Source organism: Streptomyces sp. NBC_01216 (assembly GCF_035994945.1).
Classification (GTDB): Bacteria; Actinomycetota; Actinomycetes; order Streptomycetales; family Streptomycetaceae; genus Streptomyces.
This window is the reverse complement of the sequence record NZ_CP108677.1, coordinates 300,954-323,391: the sequence shown is the minus strand read 5'-3', so window position 1 is coordinate 323,391 and position 22,438 is coordinate 300,954. Positions and strand designations below refer to the sequence as shown.

At 70.4% G+C, this 22,438-nt stretch carries 25 protein-coding genes and 2 pseudogenes; 12 read left to right on the top strand and 15 right to left on the bottom strand.

Annotation, left to right across the window (positions count from 1 at the left end; genetic code table 11):
• Positions 1-435 precede the first annotated feature (435 nt).
• Positions 436-906 carry a hypothetical protein gene (locus OG393_RS01470; RefSeq protein ID WP_327372667.1) on the top strand — a complete coding sequence of 157 codons (471 nt, stop codon included), beginning with the start codon at positions 436-438 and terminating at the stop codon, positions 904-906.
• Positions 907-1,049: 143 nt separating this feature from the next.
• On the opposite strand, the gene OG393_RS01465 is transcribed toward OG393_RS01470, so the two are convergent.
• The 4 genes from OG393_RS01465 to OG393_RS01450 all read right to left on the bottom strand — a co-directional run bounded on the left by OG393_RS01465 (position 1,050) and on the right by OG393_RS01450 (position 4,683).
• Positions 1,050-1,547 (bottom strand): hypothetical protein, encoded by a 498-nt coding sequence (locus OG393_RS01465; RefSeq protein ID WP_327372666.1) that lies wholly within the window; start codon positions 1,545-1,547, stop codon positions 1,050-1,052.
• Positions 1,548-1,835: 288 nt separating this feature from the next.
• Positions 1,836-2,912 carry a hypothetical protein gene (locus OG393_RS01460; protein ID WP_327372665.1) on the bottom strand — a complete coding sequence of 359 codons (1,077 nt, stop codon included), beginning with the start codon at positions 2,910-2,912 and terminating at the stop codon, positions 1,836-1,838.
• Positions 2,909-3,193: a hypothetical protein gene (locus tag OG393_RS01455; RefSeq protein WP_327372664.1), complete on the bottom strand. Its 285-nt coding sequence runs from the start codon at positions 3,191-3,193 to the stop codon at positions 2,909-2,911. The genes OG393_RS01460 and OG393_RS01455 overlap by 4 nt, the downstream gene beginning before the upstream one ends.
• Positions 3,194-3,279: 86 nt before the next feature.
• Positions 3,280-4,683, bottom strand: coding sequence for a CBM96 family carbohydrate-binding protein (locus tag OG393_RS01450; RefSeq protein ID WP_327372663.1), 1,404 nt, complete (start codon positions 4,681-4,683; stop codon positions 3,280-3,282).
• Positions 4,684-4,874: 191 nt separating this feature from the next.
• Here OG393_RS01450 and OG393_RS01445 point away from each other — a divergent pair, with 191 nt between their 5' ends.
• Together OG393_RS01445 and OG393_RS01440 are read left to right on the top strand one after the other, a co-directional pair.
• On the top strand, positions 4,875-5,519 hold the full coding sequence (locus OG393_RS01445) for a TetR/AcrR family transcriptional regulator (RefSeq protein ID WP_327372662.1): 645 nt from the start codon (positions 4,875-4,877) through the stop codon (positions 5,517-5,519).
• Positions 5,516-6,712: an FAD-dependent oxidoreductase gene (locus OG393_RS01440; protein ID WP_327372661.1), complete on the top strand. Its 1,197-nt coding sequence runs from the start codon at positions 5,516-5,518 to the stop codon at positions 6,710-6,712. Before OG393_RS01445 ends, OG393_RS01440 begins: the two co-directional genes overlap by 4 nt.
• Here the strand turns inward: OG393_RS01440 and OG393_RS01435 are convergent.
• Positions 6,709-6,930: a hypothetical protein gene (locus OG393_RS01435; protein WP_327372659.1), complete on the bottom strand. Its 222-nt coding sequence runs from the start codon at positions 6,928-6,930 to the stop codon at positions 6,709-6,711. The two genes, OG393_RS01440 and OG393_RS01435, sit on opposite strands and share 4 nt — an antisense overlap.
• Before the next feature lie 168 nt (positions 6,931-7,098).
• On the opposite strand from OG393_RS01435, the gene OG393_RS01430 reads away from it, so the two are divergent.
• On the top strand, positions 7,099-8,580 hold the full coding sequence (locus OG393_RS01430; protein ID WP_327372658.1) for a condensation domain-containing protein: 1,482 nt from the start codon (positions 7,099-7,101) through the stop codon (positions 8,578-8,580).
• A 195-nt stretch (positions 8,581-8,775) separates the two neighbouring features.
• On the opposite strand, the gene OG393_RS01425 is transcribed toward OG393_RS01430, so the two are convergent.
• Positions 8,776-9,282, bottom strand: coding sequence for a GNAT family N-acetyltransferase (locus tag OG393_RS01425; RefSeq protein ID WP_327372657.1), 507 nt, complete (start codon positions 9,280-9,282; stop codon positions 8,776-8,778).
• The gene (locus OG393_RS01420) at positions 9,279-9,647 is read right to left on the bottom strand and encodes an ArsR/SmtB family transcription factor (RefSeq protein ID WP_327372656.1); all 369 of its coding nucleotides are present in this window, start codon (positions 9,645-9,647) and stop codon (positions 9,279-9,281) included. Before OG393_RS01420 ends, OG393_RS01425 begins: the two co-directional genes overlap by 4 nt.
• 232 nt (positions 9,648-9,879) lie before the next feature.
• Between OG393_RS01420 and OG393_RS01415 the strand changes: the two genes are divergently transcribed.
• Both OG393_RS01415 and OG393_RS01410 read left to right on the top strand, forming a co-directional pair.
• Positions 9,880-11,271: an NAD(P)-binding domain-containing protein gene (locus OG393_RS01415; RefSeq protein ID WP_327372655.1), complete on the top strand. Its 1,392-nt coding sequence runs from the start codon at positions 9,880-9,882 to the stop codon at positions 11,269-11,271.
• A gap of 3 nt (positions 11,272-11,274) precedes the next feature.
• A complete protein-coding gene (locus tag OG393_RS01410) occupies positions 11,275-11,412 on the top strand; it encodes a hypothetical protein (RefSeq protein WP_327378622.1) in 138 nt (45 codons plus the stop codon).
• A 277-nt stretch (positions 11,413-11,689) separates the two neighbouring features.
• Here OG393_RS01410 and OG393_RS01405 read toward each other — a convergent pair whose 3' ends face one another.
• Entirely contained in the window at positions 11,690-12,904 is a 1,215-nt protein-coding gene (locus tag OG393_RS01405) for a metallophosphoesterase (protein ID WP_327372654.1), read from the bottom strand.
• Positions 12,905-13,164: 260 nt separating this feature from the next.
• Between OG393_RS01405 and OG393_RS01400 the strand changes: the two genes are divergently transcribed.
• Both OG393_RS01400 and OG393_RS01395 read left to right on the top strand, forming a co-directional pair.
• Positions 13,165-13,668, top strand: a complete 504-nt coding sequence (locus tag OG393_RS01400; RefSeq protein ID WP_327372653.1) for a DUF6308 family protein — start codon at positions 13,165-13,167, stop codon at positions 13,666-13,668.
• A gap of 1 nt (position 13,669) precedes the next feature.
• Positions 13,670-13,921, top strand: a complete 252-nt coding sequence (locus OG393_RS01395) for a DUF6308 family protein (protein WP_327378273.1) — start codon at positions 13,670-13,672, stop codon at positions 13,919-13,921.
• A 329-nt stretch (positions 13,922-14,250) separates the two neighbouring features.
• On the opposite strand, the gene OG393_RS01390 is transcribed toward OG393_RS01395, so the two are convergent.
• Entirely contained in the window at positions 14,251-14,655 is a 405-nt protein-coding gene (locus OG393_RS01390; protein WP_327372652.1) for an FKBP-type peptidyl-prolyl cis-trans isomerase, read from the bottom strand.
• Between the two features lie 367 nt (positions 14,656-15,022).
• Between OG393_RS01390 and OG393_RS01385 the strand changes: the two genes are divergently transcribed.
• Entirely contained in the window at positions 15,023-15,199 is a 177-nt protein-coding gene (locus OG393_RS01385; protein WP_327372651.1) for a helix-turn-helix domain-containing protein, read from the top strand.
• A 68-nt stretch (positions 15,200-15,267) separates the two neighbouring features.
• Here OG393_RS01385 and OG393_RS01380 read toward each other — a convergent pair whose 3' ends face one another.
• The 4 genes from OG393_RS01380 to OG393_RS01365 form a co-directional block, all read right to left on the bottom strand.
• Positions 15,268-15,996 (bottom strand): uridine kinase, encoded by a 729-nt coding sequence (locus tag OG393_RS01380; protein ID WP_327372650.1) that lies wholly within the window; start codon positions 15,994-15,996, stop codon positions 15,268-15,270.
• 568 nt (positions 15,997-16,564) lie between these two features.
• On the bottom strand, positions 16,565-16,963 hold the full coding sequence (locus OG393_RS01375; protein WP_327372649.1) for a hypothetical protein: 399 nt from the start codon (positions 16,961-16,963) through the stop codon (positions 16,565-16,567).
• Positions 16,960-17,814, bottom strand: a complete 855-nt coding sequence (locus OG393_RS01370; protein ID WP_442817243.1) for an IS5 family transposase — start codon at positions 17,812-17,814, stop codon at positions 16,960-16,962. Before OG393_RS01370 ends, OG393_RS01375 begins: the two co-directional genes overlap by 4 nt.
• Positions 17,815-17,931: 117 nt before the next feature.
• A complete protein-coding gene (locus OG393_RS01365; RefSeq protein ID WP_327372647.1) occupies positions 17,932-18,960 on the bottom strand; it encodes an IS630 family transposase in 1,029 nt (342 codons plus the stop codon).
• A 292-nt stretch (positions 18,961-19,252) separates the two neighbouring features.
• Between OG393_RS01365 and OG393_RS01360 the strand changes: the two are divergent.
• Positions 19,253-19,708: pseudogene (locus OG393_RS01360) on the top strand (transposase); the annotation flags it as partial.
• Positions 19,709-19,718: 10 nt separating this feature from the next.
• On the opposite strand, the gene OG393_RS01355 reads toward OG393_RS01360, so the two are convergent.
• Positions 19,719-20,930 (bottom strand): ISAs1 family transposase, encoded by a 1,212-nt coding sequence (locus OG393_RS01355; RefSeq protein ID WP_327372646.1) that lies wholly within the window; start codon positions 20,928-20,930, stop codon positions 19,719-19,721.
• 125 nt (positions 20,931-21,055) lie between these two features.
• Between OG393_RS01355 and OG393_RS01350 the strand changes: the two are divergent.
• A pseudogene (locus tag OG393_RS01350) lies at positions 21,056-21,445 on the top strand (transposase); the annotation flags it as partial.
• A 166-nt stretch (positions 21,446-21,611) separates the two neighbouring features.
• On the opposite strand, the gene OG393_RS01345 reads toward OG393_RS01350, so the two are convergent.
• Positions 21,612-22,001 carry a hypothetical protein gene (locus tag OG393_RS01345; protein ID WP_327372645.1) on the bottom strand — a complete coding sequence of 130 codons (390 nt, stop codon included), beginning with the start codon at positions 21,999-22,001 and terminating at the stop codon, positions 21,612-21,614.
• A 161-nt stretch (positions 22,002-22,162) separates the two neighbouring features.
• Between OG393_RS01345 and OG393_RS01340 the strand changes: the two genes are divergently transcribed.
• A complete protein-coding gene (locus tag OG393_RS01340) occupies positions 22,163-22,369 on the top strand; it encodes a hypothetical protein (protein WP_327372644.1) in 207 nt (68 codons plus the stop codon).
• Positions 22,370-22,438: the final 69 nt, after the last annotated feature.

Genomic DNA, 22,438 nt, shown 5'->3' with positions numbered 1-22,438 from the left:
GCCGCTCCGGGGGCGGCGCGATGTTCCCGCGCGCCGACCCGGATGCCCTCGGGCTTGCGGAGGCCGCCGTGCCTCATCGCGCACCACCTCCCACGCCTGCGTCCGGCCCCCACATCCCAGGATCGCCCCCCTCGCCCACCCGGGCCACGGCTCGTAGCCCACCCGGGCCGCGGCGGCGGCCTCCCCGGGGCCATGTGAGCGCCGCCTCCTCCCTGGCCGGCGGGGACGGAGACCGCGCCCTGGCGCCGGTCGGCCGCGACCGGCGTCCCCGTGCGCGTGACGGACGTCCGCCCGGCCGCCACAGGTGTGACGGCGGTCGTCCCCGAGAAGAATCCCGGGGTGGCGGGAGACCACCGGGGGCTCCCCACGGGAGGCGCCCGGCCGGAAGCGGACCCTCCCCGGGGCCGGTCCGCGCGCATGTCGGAGGAGGGGGATGTGGGGGAGTCCGAGGAGTATTTCCGGGAACTGCGACGCGAGGAGGAGCGGCTGCGTGACAAGGAGGCGGCGGATCGTATCGCCGCCTCGGGGGGATCTTCGGCGTCCTCGGGCTGCGGTTGTCTCGGCTGGGGCTGCCTGATCCTGGTGGCCATGCTGGCTCTCACCGTCTGGTTCCTCGTCGACGAGTTCGCCAAGCGCGAGGAGATCCGTGTGGTGACGGCCGTCCTGTGCGGGAAGGAGCAGGACGGCGAGGACTGGGTCATCCACACCGGCGAAGGTGACTTCCGGCTCGGTGACGTACCGGCGAAGAAGGCCGAACAACAGTACGGGACCCTGCGCGAGGGGCAGGTCTACGACATCGTCTTCCAGGGCATGCAGATGCCTCTGCTGCCGCGCCCGGTCACCCGTGGGGTCGTCCCCTCGTCCAGGTCCGAACGCTCCGTCTCCCCCTGCCCCGAGGAGAGCTGAACCAGCGGAGAGACGATGCCGGTGGCCCGGGGAAGGCCGGACGGATCGCCCCGGCGGTGACGGCCCGCCTTTGAAAGGGCCGCCGGGACCCCCGCCGAGCCGTTCCGGCCGTGGTCGAGCCGCCCGGCCCCGGCCGGGAACGTCTACGCGAAGGTGCAGACGTCCGTGAGGTGGTGTTCGTCCATCAGCGCCTCGGCCCTCCGGATCGACAGGGGTGCCTTGACGCCGTGCGCCTCGAGACAGGCGCGGATCCGTGCGGCGCGGTCCTCGGGGCGTTCGTTCACGGCGTGCCATCCCCGGTCGACGGGCAGGAACGCGGCGTAGCAGGACGCGTCGGCGCCCGAATCCGTCGCGCCCTCGGGGACGCCGTACCGCACGAGCGGGCCCGCGTCGGTGGTGATCCGCAACGGGAACCCCTTCTCCCGCATGCAGTCCGCGTAGGCGGTGAACGCCGCTCGGTACTGTTCCTCGGTCACCTGGGACGGCGAGCGCGAGGCACCCACCCGGGCGCCGGCGGCGTGCGCGAGTGCGGACGCGTCGGCGCCGGACGCGGCCGGTGGCCCCGCGCAGCCGGTGAGGATCGGGACGAGGGCGCCGAGGAGGGACACGGCGACACGGGCGAATCCGGAACCGGTACGCATACAAGGGTCCTTCGAGAACGAGGGGGTGTACTCCGTCGGGACGGGCCGGGGTGAGCCGGGCGGCGAGGCACGCGTCGCGTCGCGGCCGGGCAGTGGGGTTGCCCTTCGCCTTCGTGTGGGATCAGCCGACGCGCACCTCGCGGACCGTGCGTCCGCCGGCGAGGAGCGCGGAGGGCGCCCTCGTGCGGAACGGCCCGGGTGGCCGCGCCGACGGGGACGATCGGGTGTTCTCCATGCCGAACACGGTAGGAGGGGCCGCGTCCGACGCGCCGACGGCGGGCGCCGCGCTCACCCGGAAGGATCAACACCGTCGCCTTCGGGTACGGCATCCGCGCGGGTTCCGTGCCCGAGGGCGCTCGCCACCGGCGGGGAGGGCGAGACGGCTCCGCTGACCAGGAGACGCGGGGCGCCGGTGCCGTCGGCGGGTACCGTCCACACGTCGTCGACGCCGTCGCTGCGCTGGATGGCGTAGGCCACCGTCCCGTCGTCGAGCCAGGCCGCCTGGTCGTCCACCGACCGGGTCTCCGCTAGTCCGGTGCGGTGGAGTGTGGTCAGGTCGAGCACGGACAGCCGCCATCCCTTGGCGGGGTCGGCGTCGACGGCCTGTTTGAAGGCGACCCGTGTCCCGTCGGGTGACAGCGACGGGCACTCGACGTTCTCCGTCAGGATCCTCAGCGTCCTGGCCGACACGCTCCCCTCGACCAGGGAGCGGGTGCCGGAACTGGAGAGCGTCGCGTAGAAACGGTCGTCGTCCGCGGCGAAGGTCACGCCCCAGATGTTGACGTCCGGGGCACGGTAGCGGCGGCCGTCCCGCAGTACCGTGAAGACCTCCAGGGAACCGGTCAGCTCACCGCTGCGCGTGTCGAGGATGCCGGTCCGGGTCGAGAACCCTCCACCGGAGTACGAGTGCCCGCCGACGAACAGCGTCCACGCGACCATGCGTCCGTCGGCGGACACTCTGGTGCGGTTGGGGAACCCGGTCAGGGTGACGCTGCGCCGGGTGCGCAGGTCCGGGTCGAGGACCAGGAGCCGGGTGGTCCCGAGCGCCCCCACCGGCGTCAGGCAGGCGGTGGTACCGCCCGCCGTGTAGGCGCGGTCGCACCGTTGCGAGGTGACGTCGCGCGGCCCTGAGGGATCGGTGATGGACACCGAGGAGAGCAGCCCGTCGCTCAGCACCGTCAGCCGCGGCCCGGCACGAAGGCCGTCGTCCCCGACGGCGGCGGCGGGCGCGCGGGGAACGTCGCCGGGCGATCCCTGGACTCCGGCCTGCCGGGCGCGGAGGAGCGTGACGGTGGCCAGGGCGGCGAGCAGAAGCGTGGCGACGGCGAGGACCAGGATTCTGGCGCGCTGGGTGATGCCGGTCACGAGGCGACTCCGGGGGCTCGGTGCGCGGTCGGTCCGGTGCCGCCGTCCGTACCGCCTCGCCCGTCGGGGCGCGGGGAGAGGAACACGGCGGTGGCCACGGCCGCCAGGACGGCACCGACGGCGGCCCCGCGACTCGCGGCGGCGGGCCCCCATGCCTGCCAGGCCAGTCCGAACAGCACGGACGAGCCGAGGAGGCAGGCGGCGCCCGCTGTCACGAGACCGAGTTTGGCCGGCGCGTGGCCGGCCGACCGGGCGGTCCTGCCGATGGTGGAGAGGTCCACGGGGGTACGACCTCCGGTGAGGAGGGCCGGAGGCCGCCGCCGGCCGTGCGTGGGGACGGCGGCGGCTCCCGGCGCGAGGGGAGGGCTCAGTGACAGGTGCCGGTGCCGCTGTCGTTGTACGTCTTGCCCGCCTCGGGGACGAACTCCCAGTCGTAGCCGCCGGCGTGCAGGGTCAGCTTCAGCACGCCGTGGGTGTCGCTGTTGCGTGCTTCGCTGTTGGCCTGGATGGTGCCGAATCCGTAGTGGCTGGCACCGCCCATCCCGGCGACGAACTGCCGGATGCCGTGGGTGGCGTCGAGCTGCCCGCTCGGGTTCTGCGGGGCGAAGCGCTCGTACTGGTGGTTGTGGCCCGTGAGGATCAGCTCGGCGTCGTGGTCGTACAGCGCCTGCACCAGGGGTCCGGTGGAGGCGTCGGGCCCGTGGCTCGAACTCGACGTCCACCGCGGCTTGTGCCAGTAGGCGACGGTGCACGGCTTGGTGCTGGCGGCCAGGTCGGCGCGCAGCCACTGCTCCTGGGCGGAGCCCACGGACATGCCGACCTCGGAGTTGAGCGAGACCACGTGCCAGTTGCCGAGGTCGTAGGAGTAGTAACCCTTGCCCGCCGTACCCGCGTTGGCTCCGAAGTAGCTGTAGTACGCGGACGCGCCGGACGTGTGGTAGTCGTGGTTGCCCGGCGCCGGCCTGGTGCGTGCCTTGTGGCGGCCCCATGTCGGGTCGTAGTAGTTCGCGAAGTCGGAGGCCGTGCCGTCGGGATAGGCGTTGTCGCCGGTCGTGAACACCGTGCCGGGGATGCCGTCGAGCAGGTTCGCGGTCGCGCTGTCGCCGGAGCCGGAGGTGGCTATGTCGCCGGCGCCGACCAGGACCGGGTCGCCGGAGGGCGGGGTGGTGGAGGTGGAAGGGGTCGGCGTGGGCGAGGAGCCGGTCTCGACGAGCAGTTGCGGGGCGGTGGCCCCGGACTCGCGCGAGTCGTAGTCGGCGCCGTCACTGCTGGTGGAGGTGACGCCGACGCTGTACGTGCCGTTGCCCGTGACGTACGAGGTCACGTCGACCTCGTACCAGGTGTTGCGGCTCACGGCGCCCAGGGAACCGAGTACGGCGCCGTCGACGGAGGGCTTGTTGTTGTACGTCACGGAGGTCTCGGACCAGGTGGTGTTCGACATCGCCTGGAAGGTGCCGCCGTTGCCGCTCTGCGCGCCCGACACGTCGTCGACGTGCATCCGCAGTGTCGCGCGGGTCACCGGCTGGCTGACGCCGGAGACGGTGAACTTCAGGAACATCTGCTTGACCGGGCTGTGATCCACGCCGAGCTGGTGCGAAGTGCCGTAGTTGGTACCGGCCTTGCCGCTGTCGACGTAGGTGTCCGCGCTCGGGCTGAACGCGGTGCCGGCGGCCGAGGCCGTGGGGGTGAGGTCCGTGAGGGCCAGTGTGGCCAGGGCGGCTGAGGCGAGGACGCCGACGAGGGCCACCGCGGTGGCCTTCCGGTGAAGCATGCGAAACCCTTTCGCTTGCGGAACGAGGGCGTCACGGAACGTAGCCTCTCCGTTCTGCCGTCCGGTGATGCGCCGAGGTTCGTCCGGTGGCCGACGGATGAACGCCAGGACCTCGGCCGGATGAGGGGAGCGGGCGAGGGGCGCGGTCGCCGCACTTGCTCCCTGCTGAACGATCGTTTAATGTTTTGAACATGCGTTCAGTGATGAGAGATGGCGACGACCGGACGAGCCGGGCCGTGATGCGCGACGAGGCGCTCCGGCTCTTCGCGGAGTCGGGGCCGGACGCGGTGTCCGTGCGTCAGATCGCCCAGGCCGCCGGAGTGTCCCCGGGGCTCGTGCTGCACCACTTCGGCTCGAAGGACGGGCTACGACAGGACATCGACCGGCACGTGCTGTCCGTCTTCGAGGCGGTCGTCTCCGAGGCGGCCGTGCGGGCACCGGAGCAAGGCGAACCAGGAGCGGGACAGGCACGTTCACTCGGTGAGGCGGTACTGCGCCACCTGCCCGAGGGCTCGCCGATCCCGGCCTACCTGGGACGGCTGCTGCTGTCCGAATCCGAGGCCGCCCGAGCCCTCTTCCAGCGGCTCCACCAGCTCAGTCTGCGGACGCTGGAGGAGATGGCACGGGCCGGACAGGCGGTGCGCGGCCGGGATCCACACGTGCGGGCCGCTTTCCTGCTCGTCAACGACCTCGCGCTGTTGCTCCTGCGCCCGCGGCTGACCGAGGTCCTCGGGGTCGATCCGCTCTCCGCGGCCGGGCTCGAACGCTGGACGCCGGAAGTAATGGCCGTATACGGCGGGGGACTCGCCGCCGAGGAAGCGGGTGACACGGAATGAAGGCAGTGGTCTGCGGGGCGGGGATCGCGGGGCTCGCCCTCGCGCGGCGTCTGGACGCCCTGGGCTGGGACGTCGTGGTGCTGGAGAAGGCACCCGGACCCCGAACCCAGGGGTACATGGTCGACTTCTTCGGGCCCGGGTACGACTCGGCCGAGGCCATGGGGCTCCTCCCGAACCTGAAGGAAAGGGCCTACCGGATCGACGAGGCGAGCTTCGTCGACGAGCACGGCCGCCGCCGGGCGGGTCTGGACTACACGCGGTTCTCCCAGGCCGTCGGCGGCAGACTCCTGAGCCTCATGCGGCCCGATCTGGAACAGGCTCTGCGCGACGCGCTTCCGCCTGGGGTGGAGCTGCGGTTCGGCACGGGGCCGGCCGGCGTCGAGGAGACCCCGGACGGGGTCCTGGTATCCCTCGTCGACGGAGGTGTCGAACGTGCCGACCTCCTGGTCGGCGCCGACGGCGTGCACTCCACCGTGCGCCGGCTGGTCTTCGGCGACGAGGCGGACTTCCTGAGGTTCCGGGGATTCCACACCACCGCCTACGTCTTCGACGATCCGGAGATCTTCGGGCAGGTGCGGGACCGTTTCTGTCTGACGGACACCGTCGACCGCCAGATGGGCCTCTACGGTCTGCGTGACGGACGGGTCGCGGCCTTCGGCGTGCACCGGGCCGAGCACGGAGACCTGCCCCCGGACACCCGGGAGGCGGTACGCCACGCCTACGCGGGCCTCGGCTGGGTCGTCCCGCGCGCCTTGAGCCAGTGCCCGCCCAGCGGCGAGGTGTACTACGACCAGGTGGCACAGGTCGTGATGGACCGCTGGAGCCGGGGTCGCACCGTGCTGGTCGGGGACGCCGCCTACGCGGTGTCCCTGCTCGCGGGCCAGGGCGCCTCGCTCGGGGTCGCGGGGGCCTACGTCCTGGCCGAGGAGCTCGGGCACGCGTCATCCGTGGAGGCGGGGCTCGCCGCCTACGAGGAGCGCTGGCGTCCCGTGGCCGAGGAGAAGCAGGCGGCCGGCCGGGCGGCCGCCGAGTGGTTCCTGCCCACATCGGCATCGCGCCTGCACGTCAGGCGTGCGGCCATGCGACTGTCCGGGCTGCCCGGACTGGGGAGGATCGTGGCCCGCTCGCTGTCCGGCAAGCCCGCCGTCCTGGCCCGTGAGACCGCGGGCGGCGACCGGGGCTCCGTCCGCTAGCCCGGTCGGTTCGGGACTTCGCGGGTCGCCGCCCGCCGGGTCGGGAGCGGGGCGGCGAGGCGTGCGAGGACGGCCGCCGCCGCGGAGTCCGACGGGGCGGGGCGCCACTCCCCGGCGGTGAGGAGGTGCCGTGCACGCGCGGCCTCCCGGGCCAGGGCGCGCTTCCGCAGCGGGTTCAGCCCGACGGCCGTCCCGCGGAGGTCGTCCCGTCGCGTCACGACACCTCGCCTTCCTCCCCGGGTTCCCCGCGTCGCCGCGCGCCGTGCACGACGCGTCCGTCCTCGGCCGGCGGGGTGATCACATGGACGAATCCCCGCCGCGTCACTTCTCCGCCCCGGGGGTCGTTGAGGGGCCGAGGGGTGACCTGGGGGCGAAGGGATGGCGGCATGCGGCAGTTTCCTCTGGAAATGCGTGAGGTGGCAGCTGGGCGGGTGGTCGAGTGGCGCTTGCGGGTCGCGGTGCCGGAGGCGGACGAACCGGTCGGCTCGGCGGGCAGGAAGGCGTCCTTCAACCAGGACAAGCACTTCACCGTAGCGGAGGAGAGCCGCGCCGCCGACGACCCCGTGGCGTCCTGGCTCGCGGTCACCTTCGAGGTGGCCGGTCGACTCGACGAGGCGGCCCTGGGCGAGTCGCTGCTGGCGTTCGTCAAACGGCACGAGGTGTTGCGTTGTGCCTTCCGCCGCCTGGCCGGGGAGGTCGCGTGCGCGCCGTTCGACCCTGCTTCACTCTCCCTCGACGTCGAGCCGGCGGGCGAGTTCGAGGACTCCGGGCCGTTGAACGACTTCCTCCTCGAAAGGTTCAAGCGCAGCATCGACACGCTGTCGTGGCCGCTGTTCACCATGGGCGCGGTGGTCCGCGAGGACTCCGCCACGGTCTATCTCGCCTTCGACCACATCGTCTGCGACGGCATGTCGATGCCGATCGTCGTCCGGGAGGTGCTGACGTCCTACGAAGCGCTGTGCCGTGGTGAGCGCCCCGGACTGCCCGACACCGCGCCGAGCTACCTCGACTTCGCCGAGGAGCAGCGCGGACGCTACCTGGCCATCGGCGCGGACGACGAACGCCTCGCCTACTGGAAGGAGTTCGTCCGTCGCGGCGGGACGTTCTTCCCGCGCTTCCCGCTCGACCTGGGTGTGGAGCCGGGCCGGATGTACCCGATCGTCAACGAGGCATCCGTGCTGCTGGACGCCGCGGAGGCCGAAGTGTTCGAGAAGACCTGTCTGGAGACCGGCGGGAAGCCCTTCATGGGAGTGCTCGCCGCCGTCGCCGTCTGCTTGCGGGAGGCGGGCGGGCCGGGCGTCTACCGCGGGTTCATGCCGGTCAGTGAGCGCGGCCGGGGTGTCTGGGAGGACTCGGTCGGCTGGTTCGTCAACACCATGCCCATCGAGTTCGACGCTTCTTCCGGCCGGGACTTCGCCGAGGTCATGGCATCGGTCCGGACGGGGTTCACAGAGATGATCGGCCATGTCGACGTACCGTTCGTCCGGGCGTGGGAGCTGCTGGCACCCGAGGAGTTCGCGGCGCGCGCCTGGCCGTACCCGGTGAACTTCTTCTCGTACATCGACATGCGCAAGTGCCGGGGTGCCGAGCGGCACGCCGGGTGGCGGCCCGCCAGTCACGTGTGGTCCGCTCGCGCCAACGGCGCCTGCTCGTGGTTCCAGCGGGACGCCGACGGGATCCACATGAACTCCCTGTACGTCGACACCCCGGCGGCCCGCCGCACGATGGGCGACTTCCAGGAAGCGCTCCGGCTGACGGCGCAGGAGATCGCGCGGCACGGCTCCTTCCGGCGCGCCATCGCGCTGACCCGGCCACGCCGCCCGGTGGAGACGCCCGCGGACGTGACCGCCTCCGCCCACCACCGCTGACGGGCACGGCCTCGCCGGCCGAAAGCGTCCGACCCGCGCACGCGCCCAGGTCGGACGCTTTCGGCCGGCTCAGAGCCTGTCGGGTGGCTTTCGGCCGGCAGGCTCTCAGATCCGTCACGACCGGGTCCGCCGAGACTCACCCGCGGAATGCCGGCGCACCTCCCTCTCCGGGGCAGGGCGGCCACCGGCTTTCGTTCACTCGATCAGAGGGCTCCGGCGTTCCAGCAGGACCACGTCCCGCCACACGCCGTCGCGGCGGCCGACGCGTTCACGGGTGCCGATGACCCGGAAGCCGGCGCGTGCGTGGAGGGCGAGGCTGGCGGTGTTCTCGGGGAAGATCCCGGACTGGACGGTCCAGATCCCGGCGGCCTCCGTCGAGCCGATCAGCGCCTGCAGCAAGGCGGCCGCGATCCCGCGGCCGTGGGCGTCGGGGTGGACGTACACGGAGTGCTCGACCACACCCGCGTACGCGCACCGTTCGGATACGGCGCTCACCGCGACCCAGCCCACCACCCGGCCGCAGCCGTCCAGGGCGACGAACCGGTGGCCGGGCAGCCTCGCCCCGTCGAAAGCGGCCCAGTCGGGGGCCCTCGTCTCGAAGGTCGCGTCGCCCCCGTCGATCCCCGCCTGATAGATGCCCAGCACCTGCGCGGCATGCTCGGGCGCCAGTGCCTCGATCCGTACGCCGCTCGCGCCGCTCACGCGGTCTTCGCGGCGCCGGACAGCAGCGCGCCCATGGAGGCGAGGACGGCGGGTTCGACGCGGTAGTAGACCCAGGTCCCGCGGCGCTCGGAGGACAGCAGCCCGGCCTCCTTGAGCTTCTTGAGATGGTGGGAGACGGTCGGCTGGGAGACACCGACATCCGAAATGTCGCACACACACGCCTCGCCGCCCTCGTGGCAGGCGACGGCGGAGAACAGTCGCAGGCGTACGGGGTCGCCGAGGGCCTTGAACATCATCGCCGCCACCTCGGCCTCCCCCGCGGACATGGGGCCTTCGTTCAGCGGCGGGCAGCAGGGTGTCACGACGTCGGAGTCCAGGAGCGGCAGAACCTTCGCGTTCGACATATATCTATGTTGACACATGTCGAACCAATGGGCGGGGGGCAGGTGCGACACAGGCGGGCGGCGGTGAGGTCGGCCCGGTCTCCTGGGGTGGCGGTGGCGTCCGCTTCTCTGTTCCGTGGCGAGTCTCGATTCGATGCGATTCGATAGATGTCTATGTTGACGCATGTCGAAACAGGTGCCATGCTGACGGCGCAAGCCATAGACAAACATCGAAACAAAGGGGGAGTCGATCGTGAACGCGCCCGCCACCACCGATCTGCCCGTCGTCGTCATCGGGGCCGGCCCGATCGGTCTCGCCGCCGCAGCCCACCTCCTCGACCGCAGTGTCGAACCCCTCGTCCTGGAGGCCGGCCCCACCGCCGGAGCCGCCGTTCGTCAGTGGGCGCACGTACGGCTGTTCTCCCGCTGGGGTGAGCTCGTCGACCCGGCCGCCGAGAAGCTCCTGGCCCCGACCGGCTGGACCAAGCCCGCCGAGGGCACCTACCCCTCCGGCGGGGACTGGGCCGACGGCTACCTCCAGCCCCTCGCCGACACCCTCGGCGACCGGGTCCGCTACGACGCCCGCGTCACCGGCGTCTCCCGCGCCGGCCGGGACCGCGTCGTGGACGCCGATCGCGCCGCCCAGCCCTTCGTCGTCCGGTACGAGACCACCGACGGCCGCGAGCACCGGCTCTTCGCCCGCGCGGTGATCGACGCCTCCGGCACCTGGTCCACTCCCAGCCCCGCAGGCGGCAGCGGACTGGCCGCCCTCGGCGAGAGGAAGGCCGCGGAGCGCATCACCTACCGCGTCCCCCACCTCGATGACCCCGCCGTCCGCGCCCGGTACGCGGGCAAGCGGATCGCGGTCATCGGCTCGGGCGCTTCCGCCTTCACCGCCCTCGCCCAACTCGCCCGGCTCGCCATGTCAGAGGACGGCCGCGGCACGCACACCTCCTGGATCCTGCGCCGCGGCGTCTCCGGTTCCACCTTCGGCGGCGGCGAAGCCGACCAGCTCCCCGCCCGCGGCGCTCTCGGCCTGGCCGCGAAGAAGGCCGTCGACGACGGCCACGTGGACGCCGTCACCGGATTCCGCACGGACGCCGTCGAACGCGACGACGATGGCCGCCTGATCCTCGTCGCCGAGGACGGCCGCCGCCTGCGCCCGGTCGACGAGGCCATCGTCCTGACGGGCTTCCGCCCCGACCTCGGCCTCCTGGACGAGCTGCGTCTCGGTCTCGACGAACGCCTCCAGGCCCCCAGCGCCCTCGCCCCGCTGATCGACCCCAACCAGCACTCCTGTGGCACGGTCTACCCGCACGGTGTGAACGAGCTCTCCCACCCGGAGAAGGACGTCTACCTCGTCGGCATGAAGTCCTACGGCCGCGCCCCCACCTTCCTCGCGATGACCGGCTACGAGCAGGTGCGCTCCATCGCCGCCGCACTCGCCGGCGACCAGGAAGCCGCGGAACGCGTCGAACTCACCCTCCCCGAGACGGGCGTGTGCGGTGGCGCGGGTCTCTTCGACGAGCCCGAGGCCGCCGAGGCGGCCGGCGGCTGCTGCGCCGCTCCGGACACCCTCACCCTCAGCGGCACCCCCACCTCCTCCTTGGGGTCCCCTCGGACGGAGTCCGGGGGAGGCTGCTGAACCATGCCCGGCACCCAGGCCGGTGTGGCCGCGCCCGGAGCAGGGGACCGGACGCGGCCACGTGCCGTCCTGCCCGCCCTCTGCCTCACCCAGATCACCAGCTGGGGCATCGTCCACCTCTGCCTGTCGGGTGGCCCCTGACCGGGTGGTCACGCCCTGGCACGCACGCTGTCGGCGTCTTCGGTCTGAAGGCGCCGGTCACCTCCGATCCGGGCCGGGCCAAGGGCACGGACGACGCGTTCCGCTCGTTCGCCCAGACCTTCCGGGACCGCGGCTGCTGATGGCGGTGGCGTCGGGCCTGGTGCGGTTCGGTGCCTTCTCCGCCGGAAAGGCCAGGTGGCGCGAGGTCTGACCCGTGGACCGTGGTGGCCCCTCGGCCGGGCCGGACGTGGACGGGAACGAGACGGGACGTACGGGGTCAGGAGGAGGGGCGCGGGGAGCGGAGTACGAGCAGGGTGATCTCGCTGGGGGCGAAGACGCGGAACGGCGGGCCCCAGAAACCCGTGCCACGGCTGGTGTAGAGGAGGGTGCGGGAGCCGTGGCGGCTGAGGCCGGCGACGGTGGGCTGGTCGATGCGGACGAGGTGGTGGAAGGGCCAGATCTGGCCGCCGTGGGTGTGGCCGGAGAGCTGGAGGTCGACGCCGCCCGCCGCGGCCCGGTCGACGAACTTGGGCTGGTGGGCCAGGAGCAGGACCGGCAGGTCGGGGTCGGCGCCGTCGAGGGCTCCGGCGAGGTGGGCGCGGTGGCCGGCCAGGCCGGAGGATTCGGCGGTGACGTCGTCCACACCGGCTACCACGAGGGTGTCGCCTCCGCGTTCGAGGAGCAGGTGGCGGTTGCGCAGCGGCTCCCAGCCCAGTTCGTCCATCAGGTCGACCCAGCCCTGGGCCTCGCTGTAGTACTCGTGGTTTCCGGTGACGTAGACCCTGGCCCGGGTCGCCCGCACGGTACCGAGCGGGGCGGCCTGGGCCCGGCGGCGTTCCGCCGTTCCGTCCGCGATGTCGCCTGTGTGGCAGACCAGGTCGGCTTCCAGGGAGTTCACCGTCTCGCATACCCGTGCCGACCAGCGTGCGCGGTCGAGCGGGCCGTAGTGGGTGTCGGTGATGAGGACGACGCGGACACCGTCCAGACCGGCCCCCAGCCGCGGGAGCTGCACGTCGACCCGGCGCACGCGCGGCACGCGGCGGGCCTCGCCGTATCCCCAGGCGAGGAGCACGGAGGTGACACCTAGGGCAGCCCACGTGACGATTCGGGCCCGTCCCTGACCGTCGCCGACGCCGGCCACGGTCAGGACGAGCCGCAGCGGTACACCGAGCAGAACGGACCAGGTGAACATCACCCACCCGACGCCCAGCAGCGTGTCACCGACGATCGCCGCCCGGTCCCGCTGACGCCGGCCGTGGCCGCGCGTCATCGCGAGCGGCATACCGATGAGAGCGAGGGCGAACAGGACGGTGCCGGCCAGGGTGACGGGCACCGGCCAGCGCTGGCCGGTGTAAAGGAGTACCCAGCAGGGCACGGCCCACAGCAGGACGGGGGCGACCAGGGGGACGTAGCGCAGCAGCCTCTGCAGTCGCCTCCGCCGCGACGCTCGCGCTTCCCCGTCCGCGGGTCGGGTGTTGCCGGTGTGGGTCACGCTTCCCCTCCTCAACCAGGCTGCGGTCCCGCGCACTGTATCCGGTCGTCCTCGGGGCGGCCGGAGGGCGTTCATAGTGCGGTCCCTTGGCACGAAGAGTGCTCCACGGGGCGACAGGAGCCCCCCGGGGGTACCTCAGTCACCCGCACGGCCATCCTCTGCGACGGCGCCCCCGCGGGCTGCCCGGGTCCTTGGCGAGCCCATGCCCGGATCGGTTCCAGAAGAGGTCCGACACCCGGAACGGCGTCGTACGGACGCGCGTGCCGGCGGGCTTCTCGGTGGTCGAACTGAAGATCCCGGAGATCTTCGGGGACGACGAAGAGGCCGTGCGTCTGCTGTGCGAATGCTTCGCCCGACGACGCTCAGGCGGCGGCCCGTTCTATTCCGGCGCGTACTTCGAGCGTCTGGGCGGGGGAGGGGACGCCGAATGCCGCGCGGACCGCTTCGACGGCGACGACCTGGTGGCCGTCACCGTGCTCAGCGTGTCCCTCAAGCCGCACGGGGCGATCAATCTGCTGACCGACCCCGAAGGGCACGGGGCACGCCTGCTGTCGCTCATCCCGCGTGACGCACGGTTGGAACACCCCGGAAGCGACGCGTTCATCGAGGACGGCGGACCCGCGTGGGAGCTGTGGCACGACTGGCCGACAGCACCCACCCCCGGCCAGCCGGACGGCAGCGGCCCGGTGGTCGCGGGCAAGCTGCCGGCCCGCAAGCGCCCTCACCGCGTCCCGGTCTACGACATCCGCGTGACATCCGCGTGACATCCGCGTCAAACAGCTCTTCGAGCGACCGAAGACGGACCACTCCTTCTGGGCCGCGCCGGCTGCGGCACTGCGCGCGGACAACGGCGCCTTCCACGACCGGCTGGTCCGTCTCCGTGACAAGGCGGGCATCGGTGAGGACATCGGCGTCCTGCGGGTGTTCGACGTCATCGCCTGGATGCGTCAGGGCCGGCGGGCGGCTCGGAACACCACACGCGCGTCGCGTTCCACCGGGCTCCGGACGAACGGCTGATCATATGCGGCCTTGCCTAGGAGAAGCCCGAATCCGACAGGTACCCAAGGTCCGGCGCCGCACCGGGAAGACCGAGTGTCGGCCAGCCCTGACCACGCTGCGGGGAACAGGATTCCGTTGGTCTCGTGGGGGTCCCGTCCCGTCGAACGCACCCCGTCCGGGGGCGGGCGGTGCTTGACTGGAGACGTGACCGAGCCCGCCCGTCCGCTGCGCCACCGGCATGCCCCGGAAGGGCCGGCCCGACCGCCTCGGTCGCCCGGACACGCCCCACGCGCGCCCGGACCGTAGCCCGCCATCGAGCAGACGGCCGTAGGAGCGGAGGACGTTCTCTACGCGTTGCTCCACCCGGCTGTGCCGGAGTAGGAGTCCAGCAGGTCCACGACGAAGACCAGGGTCGATCCCGCCGGGATCAACGGTGAGGGTGACTGCTTGCCGTAGCCGAGACGCGGGGGAACGATGATCTCGCGCCGACCGCCGACCTTCATCCCTCTCACCCCCCGGTCCCAGCCCTTGATGACCCTGCCACCGCCCACGGCGAACTTGAACGGCTCGCCCCGGTCCCAGGAGGCGTCGAACTCCTTGCCGGACTCGAAGGCCACCCCGACGTAGTGGACTCTGACCACCATGCCCGGCTTCGCCTCGGCCCCGTCCCCGACGACCAGGTCCCGGATGGTCAGCTCGGTGGGAGCGTCACCCTCCGGAACGTCGACCCTGGGTTTCGTGGGTTCACTCATCACAGCCTCGTCACTGGGGCTTACCCCGAGTCCTGGACAGGGGTCATGCGGCTGCTGTAAGCGTAGTTGATGGTGTTCCGGTCGCTGTCTCGCGGACGATCGGGCCGCGTGTCCGATGCGGGAGCGACGGTCCATGCCGCTACCTGTCCGCGGTGGATTCGGTCATCGGTCTCGTGCGTGAAGGCGACCAGGGCGACGACACCGGGCTGCGCCGGCGCGGTCGGCAGCGGCCGTGCCGCCAGTTGCCCGGCCGACGCGCGCCGGCCGTATCGCCCGGAGGAGCTGTGCCGTGTATCCCCGGCGGGTCTCCGGTGCGTGGACGCACACGCGGGCGAGGGCGCGTTCGCACGTGCTCGCCCCTTCGGCTGTGGAGCGGCACACGATCGGCACGCACGGCGGACGACCCCCACGGCTCACCCCTGAACAGGTCGAACAGGCTCAGCAGCTCTACGACTCCGGCACCCCCGTCCCGAAGATCGCCCGCACTTTCAAGCCGGCACCCGCCACGATCTACCGCTACATCACACCCAAAGCAGCGAACTGACAGCCGCGGGGCAGCCAGCATGCTCATTGCCTGTGCTCACTCGACCACCCGTCAACACCATGCCGGCGTCACGGTGTCACGATCTGCGGACGTGCGAACGCCGAGTTGTCGATGACAACATCCATCATCGGCAGCGGGTCGACTCGCTGAAGATAGATGCCCTCGGCCACCAGATACCTGTTGCGGTGAATCGACTCGGCTTCAGACCCGGCCCAGTTCTGGTCACGCTCGGCACCTCGCCGAACGGACAGCTCCGCATCCACCTGCAACCAGATCCGGAAGTTCCAGTACTCATTGATCTCAGGTCGGAACGCGAAGACACCATCCACGATCAGCACGGCGTCCGCCGCAAGTGGCGTCGCTTCCGATGAGTGATCTCGTTGGGTCAGCGGGTCGATGCTGCACAGCACGCAGGAGGATGTCGCTTCCGATGACCGGCAGGGATCCAGCAGCAGGCGCTTGACAGCCTCATAGTCATACGCGTTGCGGTAGTACCCCTCGCCAGACTCCCGATCATACAGATGCCGGTCCCTCCACGGCTTCTTGAAATCGTCGAGAGTCGCCCGGAGCACGGGCCGCCCCGCTGCACTGATCCACTCAGCCAGTTCATGTCCGAAACTCGTCTTCCCAGCAGCGGTGAAGCCGTCAATCCCCACGAGCAGACGGCCCTGCCCGAGATTCAGGATGCGCTTGGAGATCTCTTCGACCAGCATGCTGCGCTCGACGGAGGCCGCCGGAGGGCCGGGCTGCCGCCAGGACGAAGCCGAATGATGCACATCTGCCTGTGGTGATCTCATGGGGTGAACCTATCGGCTGGCCCAACGGCCAGGAAGATCACCGATCAGCAGTCAGCCGACCCGCCGCGGCTGTCCTCCAGACCAACAGACACGATGAAGTGAGACAGCCGTCGGCATCTACTCAGCGCGGGCACGATGAGATGAGGCACGGGCGTGCTCTCCTCTCACACCAAGGAGCATCATCGCTGGTCAGCAGGCCCCACGGAAGCAAGCTCCAATGAGACGGGACAACGGGCGGGCGTGTGCCGCCCGGCCCACCTCGTGTCGATCACGGTGCGACTGTCGGCGATGCGAGCGGACCGTCTCGCCTCTGACCGGAAGTTGTTGTGAGCATGCCATCCGCCCGGGCGCGGCGGGAGGCTCAGCTCACTGGAGGAACACTTCGCCCTGTTTGATCTCGCCGCGCACCGCTCCCAGGGCGGCGGTGCGCTGGGCGTCCGGCCCGGCGGGCGCCGCCGGAGGGCCGGGAGGTCCCCACGGTCGGGTCCGGTCCGAACCCTCCCAGCACGACGCTCACGGCGAGCGCCGCAAGCGGCGCCCGCATGTTTCTGCGTGATCTCAGTGGGCGTTAAGTCCGTTTTTGGTAGCGGCCTCGTCCGGGTTGGGTGAGGAAGCCTTGGCGGACGAGGCGTCCGAGGCGGCTGCGGGTGACGTTGACGGATGCCTCGTCGGTGGGCATGCCGAGGAGTTCGTGCAGCTCACGGGCTCTGAACACCTGGCCGGGGTGCTGGTTGAAGGCGTTGACGATGGCCTGGTAGGCGGTGCCCGTCTCGGGCGGGTCGGGTTCGGCTCCTGCCGGCGCGACCTCTGCGATGACCTTCCGGGCGGTGTCCAGGTCCGCGAGTCGAGGCTCGGTCTCGCGCAGGGCAGCGGTCAAGTGCTCGATCTGACCGCGTAGCTCTGCGGCTCGGGCGGTGACCTCGTCGTGCTGGGCCTGGAGGCCGGCGAGGAGTTCGGCGACGTTCACGCGGCCAGTCCCAGGCAGTCACGCCAGGCGGGACTCGGTGTGGTGAGGCGGCGGGTCATGTTCGCGGTGGAGGCCCAGTAGACGCGCGAGACGGAGGTGTCGGGCCGGTGGTCGTACTCACGGGCCAGACGCCGGTGCAGCAGCAGCGTGCCGTTCGTCTGCTCCACCACCCACCGCTTCGGCTGCGGGACAAAGTCTTTGCCCTGGTCTGCGGGGTTGCGGCGGACGACCTCGACGTCGATGTCCATCAACGCACCGTGGATGACGACTTCGTCCTTGAAGCCCTGGTCCACCAGGGCCTTCTCCAGGCGCATCCCGCACCGCTCGGCGGCCTGGTCGAGCAGGGCGGTGCCGGCGGCGTTGTCGTGGGCCGAGGCAGCCAGGACGACGACGCCGATGATCAGCCCCAGAACATCCACGGCCAGTCCCCGCTTGCGCCCCGACACCTTCTTGTTGGCGTCCAGCCCCGTCGTGGTCTTCGGGACACCCGCGGCCGCACGCACGGACCGGGTGTCGAGGATCACGAGGGACGGGTCCTCTAATCGCCGGGCTCTCTCGCGCACCTGGCAGCGCAGGAGTTCCTGGATCCGCTGGTCGAGGCCGTCCTCGCGCCACAGTCTGAAGTAGTAAAACACCGCCGACCAGGCCGGTAGATCATGCGGCAGGTAGCGCCACTGACAGCCCGTCCGGTTCTGGTAGAAGATCGCATTCACGACCTCCCTCAGGTCACAGGAACCGGGATCGCCGGTCGCCGACCGCGCCACCCGGTCCTGCTTCCAGGCAGTGATCATCGGCTCGATCAACAACCACTGCTCGTCCGATAAGTCGCTGAGGTACGGCTCTCTCTTCACACCCCGCATCTCAACATGGACATGCCCACCAGGCCGCTCGTACGGCGATCAGTACCACGATCGAGCGATCACGAACCGAGGAAGATCGGACTTATTGAGCCGAAACTGATGGGTTTCCTACTGGATCGTGTAGCGGACGTGGCGGCCGTGGAAGTAGCCGGACACGATGTGGGGTTGGCGCTGTCGGCGGTGTAGGAAGCGCCGGGTTTCGCGGGCGAGGTCGTCGATCGAGGTGGCGCGGGCCGCGTGGATGTGGTGTTTGAGGTCGGCGTTCAGCAGCTCGTCGGGGTTGAGTTCAGGGCTGTAGCCGGGCATCAGGTGCAGCTCGATCCGCTCGGCGTTCTCGACGAGCCACTCCTTGACGGCCTTGCTGCGATGGACCGGGTGCCGGTCGACGATGACATGAACCTTCCGGCGGGCCTGCGCGGCGAGGCGGTCCAGGAACGCGCAGAACACCTTCGCGGTGAACTTCCCGGGGAAGACGGTGAACCACAGCGCGCCCCGCGAAGCGACCGCGGACATGATGTTGACCCTGAAGCGGCGGCCGTTGACCCGCACGATCGGGGTGTGCCCGGCGGGGGCCCAGGAGCGTCCGGGCGGAGCGGTGTCGGACCGCAGGCCGCACTGGTCGGCCCAGACCAGCTCGGCCTTCTCCCGTCGGGCCCGTGCGGCGATCGCCGGGTACTCCTCCTCCAGCCAGGCCCGCACCTGTGCGGGCTGCTGCCGGTAGGAGCGGCGGGCGGGACGCTGCGGCGTGAAGCCATGCCGACGCAGCCATTTGCCCACCCCCTGTTCCGTCATCGACACCCCACACACCAGCCGGATCAAGGCTCTCGTCGAGGCACGGGTCCACATCACCCCGTTCTGCCCCAGGTCGGCCGGGGTGTAGTCCCGCATCGCCCGCAACACCGCACCGCGTGCGCAGCTATCGAGCAACTCGCCTTTCCCCGCCCGCGATTCACGCTCCGCCGCCAGCAGCGCCGGCCTGCCACCAGCCTTGAAGGCCCGCCACCAGGTGCCCACCGACCTTTCGGACACGCCGAACATCTCCGCGGCCCGGCCGTACGTCGCCACCCGCCCCGACTCCAGCGCCGCAACCACCCGCAGCCGAAGATCCTCCTGCGCATCCGGCGACAGCCGACGCATATCCCCACCCTCGATCACACCCGATCAACGACCAGGCAACCGATGAGTTTCGGCTCAATAACGCCCACTCAGAGGGCGTTAAAAGATGGTTCACCCCGATAGGCACTTCTCGTGACTGCCAGACTTGAGGTGTTCGCCCCATACATGCGTCCCTGCGTCCGTCGAGTCGCTGACGAGGCCGCCCGTTTGCTCCGCTCCTCGCGCACAAAGTCCGTCTAATTCGAAGATGGGGCAGAAACGCCCAGCAGCAGCGGAACAGCACCATCCGCCGCGTCCATGATCACGCTGCGACGTGAGCCAGCGGAAGCCGTACCCCACCGACCTGTCCGACGCCCGATGGGCCCTGATCGAGCCGACGTTGACAGCCTGGAGGAAAGCCCGGCTCGACCGCCGGCCCACCGGCCAGCCAAAGTCGACCTCCGTGACGTGTTCGACGCGATTCTCTACGTCAACCGCACCGGAATCCCCTGGAAATACCTCCCGCACGACTTCCCGGGCCACGGCACCGTTTACTTCTATTACGCCGCCTGGCGCGACGAGGGAATCTTCGCCCAGCTCAACTACGACCTCACCGGCCTGGCCCGCGTGAAGGAAGGACGCAAGCCCGAGCCCACCGCCTCCGTCCTCGACACCCAGCGTGAAGACCTCCACCAACGCACCTCTGGCCAGCCAGGGAACGGACGCGGCCAAGAAGATCGTCGGCAGGAAGCGGGGCATCCTGACCGACACGATCGGCCTGATCCTCGCCCAGGGCTTGATCAAGTTCCGTTGAGGTCGTGCTTGGGGGTGATGCCCAGGATGAGGAGGGCTCGTTCTGGTTGGTCGCGGATGGCGCGGGTGGTCTTGGCGATATTGGTCGCTCCGAGGGTCTTGAGGGCGCCGACAGCGAGGTTGCGGAAGGTGGCCATGGCGCGGGGTGCGTTGCCGGAGTGGACGGTGGAGGCGTCTTCGGCGAAGGTTCGGTCGCGGATGTGGTGCTGGGCCTCCACGGTCCAGTGTCCGCGCAGGTGGGAGGAGAGGTCTGCGGGTTTCGTCTCGTGGGCGTCGAGGCTGGTGACCGCGTAGACGGTCTCGCGGGTCTCCTTCATGCCGGTGGCTTTGCGGCGGCGGTGGACGCGGATGGCGAGCTTCGCGTAGGGGAAGGCGATTCCGCCGAGGTTGTCGGCGATGGCCAGGGTCTTGATCGAGCGGGACTCACGGCGGCCGTGCCCCTTGTTCGAGGCGGTGTGCTGGACCTTCACGGCGTTCCAGGCGAGGCCGTCCAACTGCGTCCAGGCGGTGGGCTGGTTGGGTTTGATCACGGCAACGTAGTGCGCGTTCTTCGTCTCCACCAGCCAAGTGACGTTGGCCTTCACCGAGTGCAGCGCGTCGAAGGTGAGCACGTCCCCGTCCAGGTCGAGGGGCGCGAGCAAGGACTGGAAGTGCCGGGTCTCGTTGGTCTTGGACCCGACCTCGGCCTGGGCCAGGGTGACCGCGAGGCCGTGGGTGACGGCGGACAGCAGGTGCCGGCGGGACTGGTCCAGGCGGGCGGAGCCGCGCAGTGCCTTGCCGTCCACAGCGATCACCCGCCGCCCGGCCGGAGCCGCCGTGTCCGCGTGGCGGCGTGCGAGCCAGGCACTGACGGCCGCGTCGAGCGCGTCGGCGTCGAGGCGATCGAGGACCCTCCCGATCGCTGAGCGGGACGGCGCGTGCCGCCAGTTCAGGAGATGACGGCGCACCCCGAGTCCGGTGAGCAGCCCGGCGTCGGCGCGGGCTCCCCACTCGGCGAGTTCGTCGATGGTCTTCGCTCCCGAGAGCGCGGCTGCCGCGCAGATCAGCAGGATCGAGGTCAGCGAGTACCAGCGGCCCCGCCGCGAGCGCGGATCGGGCACCGTTTCCAGGAAGACACGCAGGTCAGCTGCATCATCCGGGTTGAGGGGACCCAGCTTGGCCAACACGGAGGGGATCGGGGAAGATGAGACAGCGGACACGGGAACCTTCTTGATCACTTGGCTTAGACACCTGAATGATCACGGATCCCGTGTCCGCTCTGTCATCCACCCCAACCCGCAGCAGCCTCACGTCAGTTGGGGGATTCCGGGAACTTGCGCACGCCCTGATCCTCGCCGCGACCGTCACCGCCGCAAGCCTCTCCGAGAACGCCGTCGGAATACGCCTCCTCGACCAGGCCAAGCAGACCTACCCGACCATCACCAAAAGCTGGGTCGACACCGGATTCAAGAACGCCGTCGTCGAGCACGGGGCCCAGCTCGGAATCGACGTCGAAGTCGTCAACAGAAACCCGGGAGTTCGCGGATTTCACGTCGTCAAAAGGCGCTGGGTTGTCGAGCGAAGTCTCGGATGGCTCATGCTCCACAGGCGCCTCGCCCGCGACTACGAGACCCTCAACACCAGCTCCGTAGCCATGATCCACATCGCCTCGATCGACAACCTCGCCAAGCGCATAACGGACGAGACCACACCAACCTGGCGAGGAACCTACTAGGGCATACAGGGCAATACGTCTAGATCAAATGCCCTCTCAGAGCCCGCCGTGACCGGCTCGACCGGGCACAGCCAGCCGCGCTCGCCGAACCGGGGCCCGACTGAGCGCCGCGAAGGCTCCCCGCCCCACGGCCGGTGCCGGGCTGCGTCAGACCCGGCCGTGGGGCCTACCTGGCCAGGCTGATGGGCTTGCAGTCAGGGGTGGCGCAGACGATTTCGTTCTGGTCGTTGGGAAGCATGCGGCTCGCGATCCGCATCGGGGCAGGGCGTGCCTCGTACTCCGCCAGAATGTTCCCGGACCCGTCCACGACGGTAATCAGGGAGGGGACGATCGTGCCGCCGGTGAGGACGAGCGTGGGCACCGACCCCTTGTAGCGGACGCTGAACATGCCCACGTCTTCCGCCTTGACGTCGGCCGGGGCAACCACGGTCAGGCCGCTGTCGGCCTCCGGATGAATCTCGGTCACCGGGATCGAGCCCAGAGCAGGGGCCGCGGGACCGTCCCCCGAGCCGGGGATCGCGCCGAGGTCCGTCACTTCGGGCGTGGCGTCAGACATGGTCTCTCCTCACAGAATGGCCCCCTGCCTTCCTGGTCAGAGCGTTCCATCAAAGATCACCACGGGGCAGGCACTCCCGGGGGAATGGCCGGAACCCGACGATGGCGCAAACAGCGCGCACACGCCGTTTATACATCTTCACGTTGTGGGGAAAGGTCGTCGTGTGTGACGGCGACAGGGATGGCAACTCCGTCAAGGCGCACTACACGCGTGACGACGGCGTGTCGCGCAGCATCCATGAGGAACGCGGTATCTACAACTGCACCCACAGCGAGGCCAGCACCACGAACCGCGTGACCAAGCACCGCTCGCAGCAGATCCGTGACTGGGCCACCGACCCGTACGGTCCCTGGATGTACCGGGTCTGATCAACTAGGTAAGTCACCGCGCCGAGCCGATGCCTCTCATCAGAGGGCGTCGGCTCCGCGCCGCCCGGC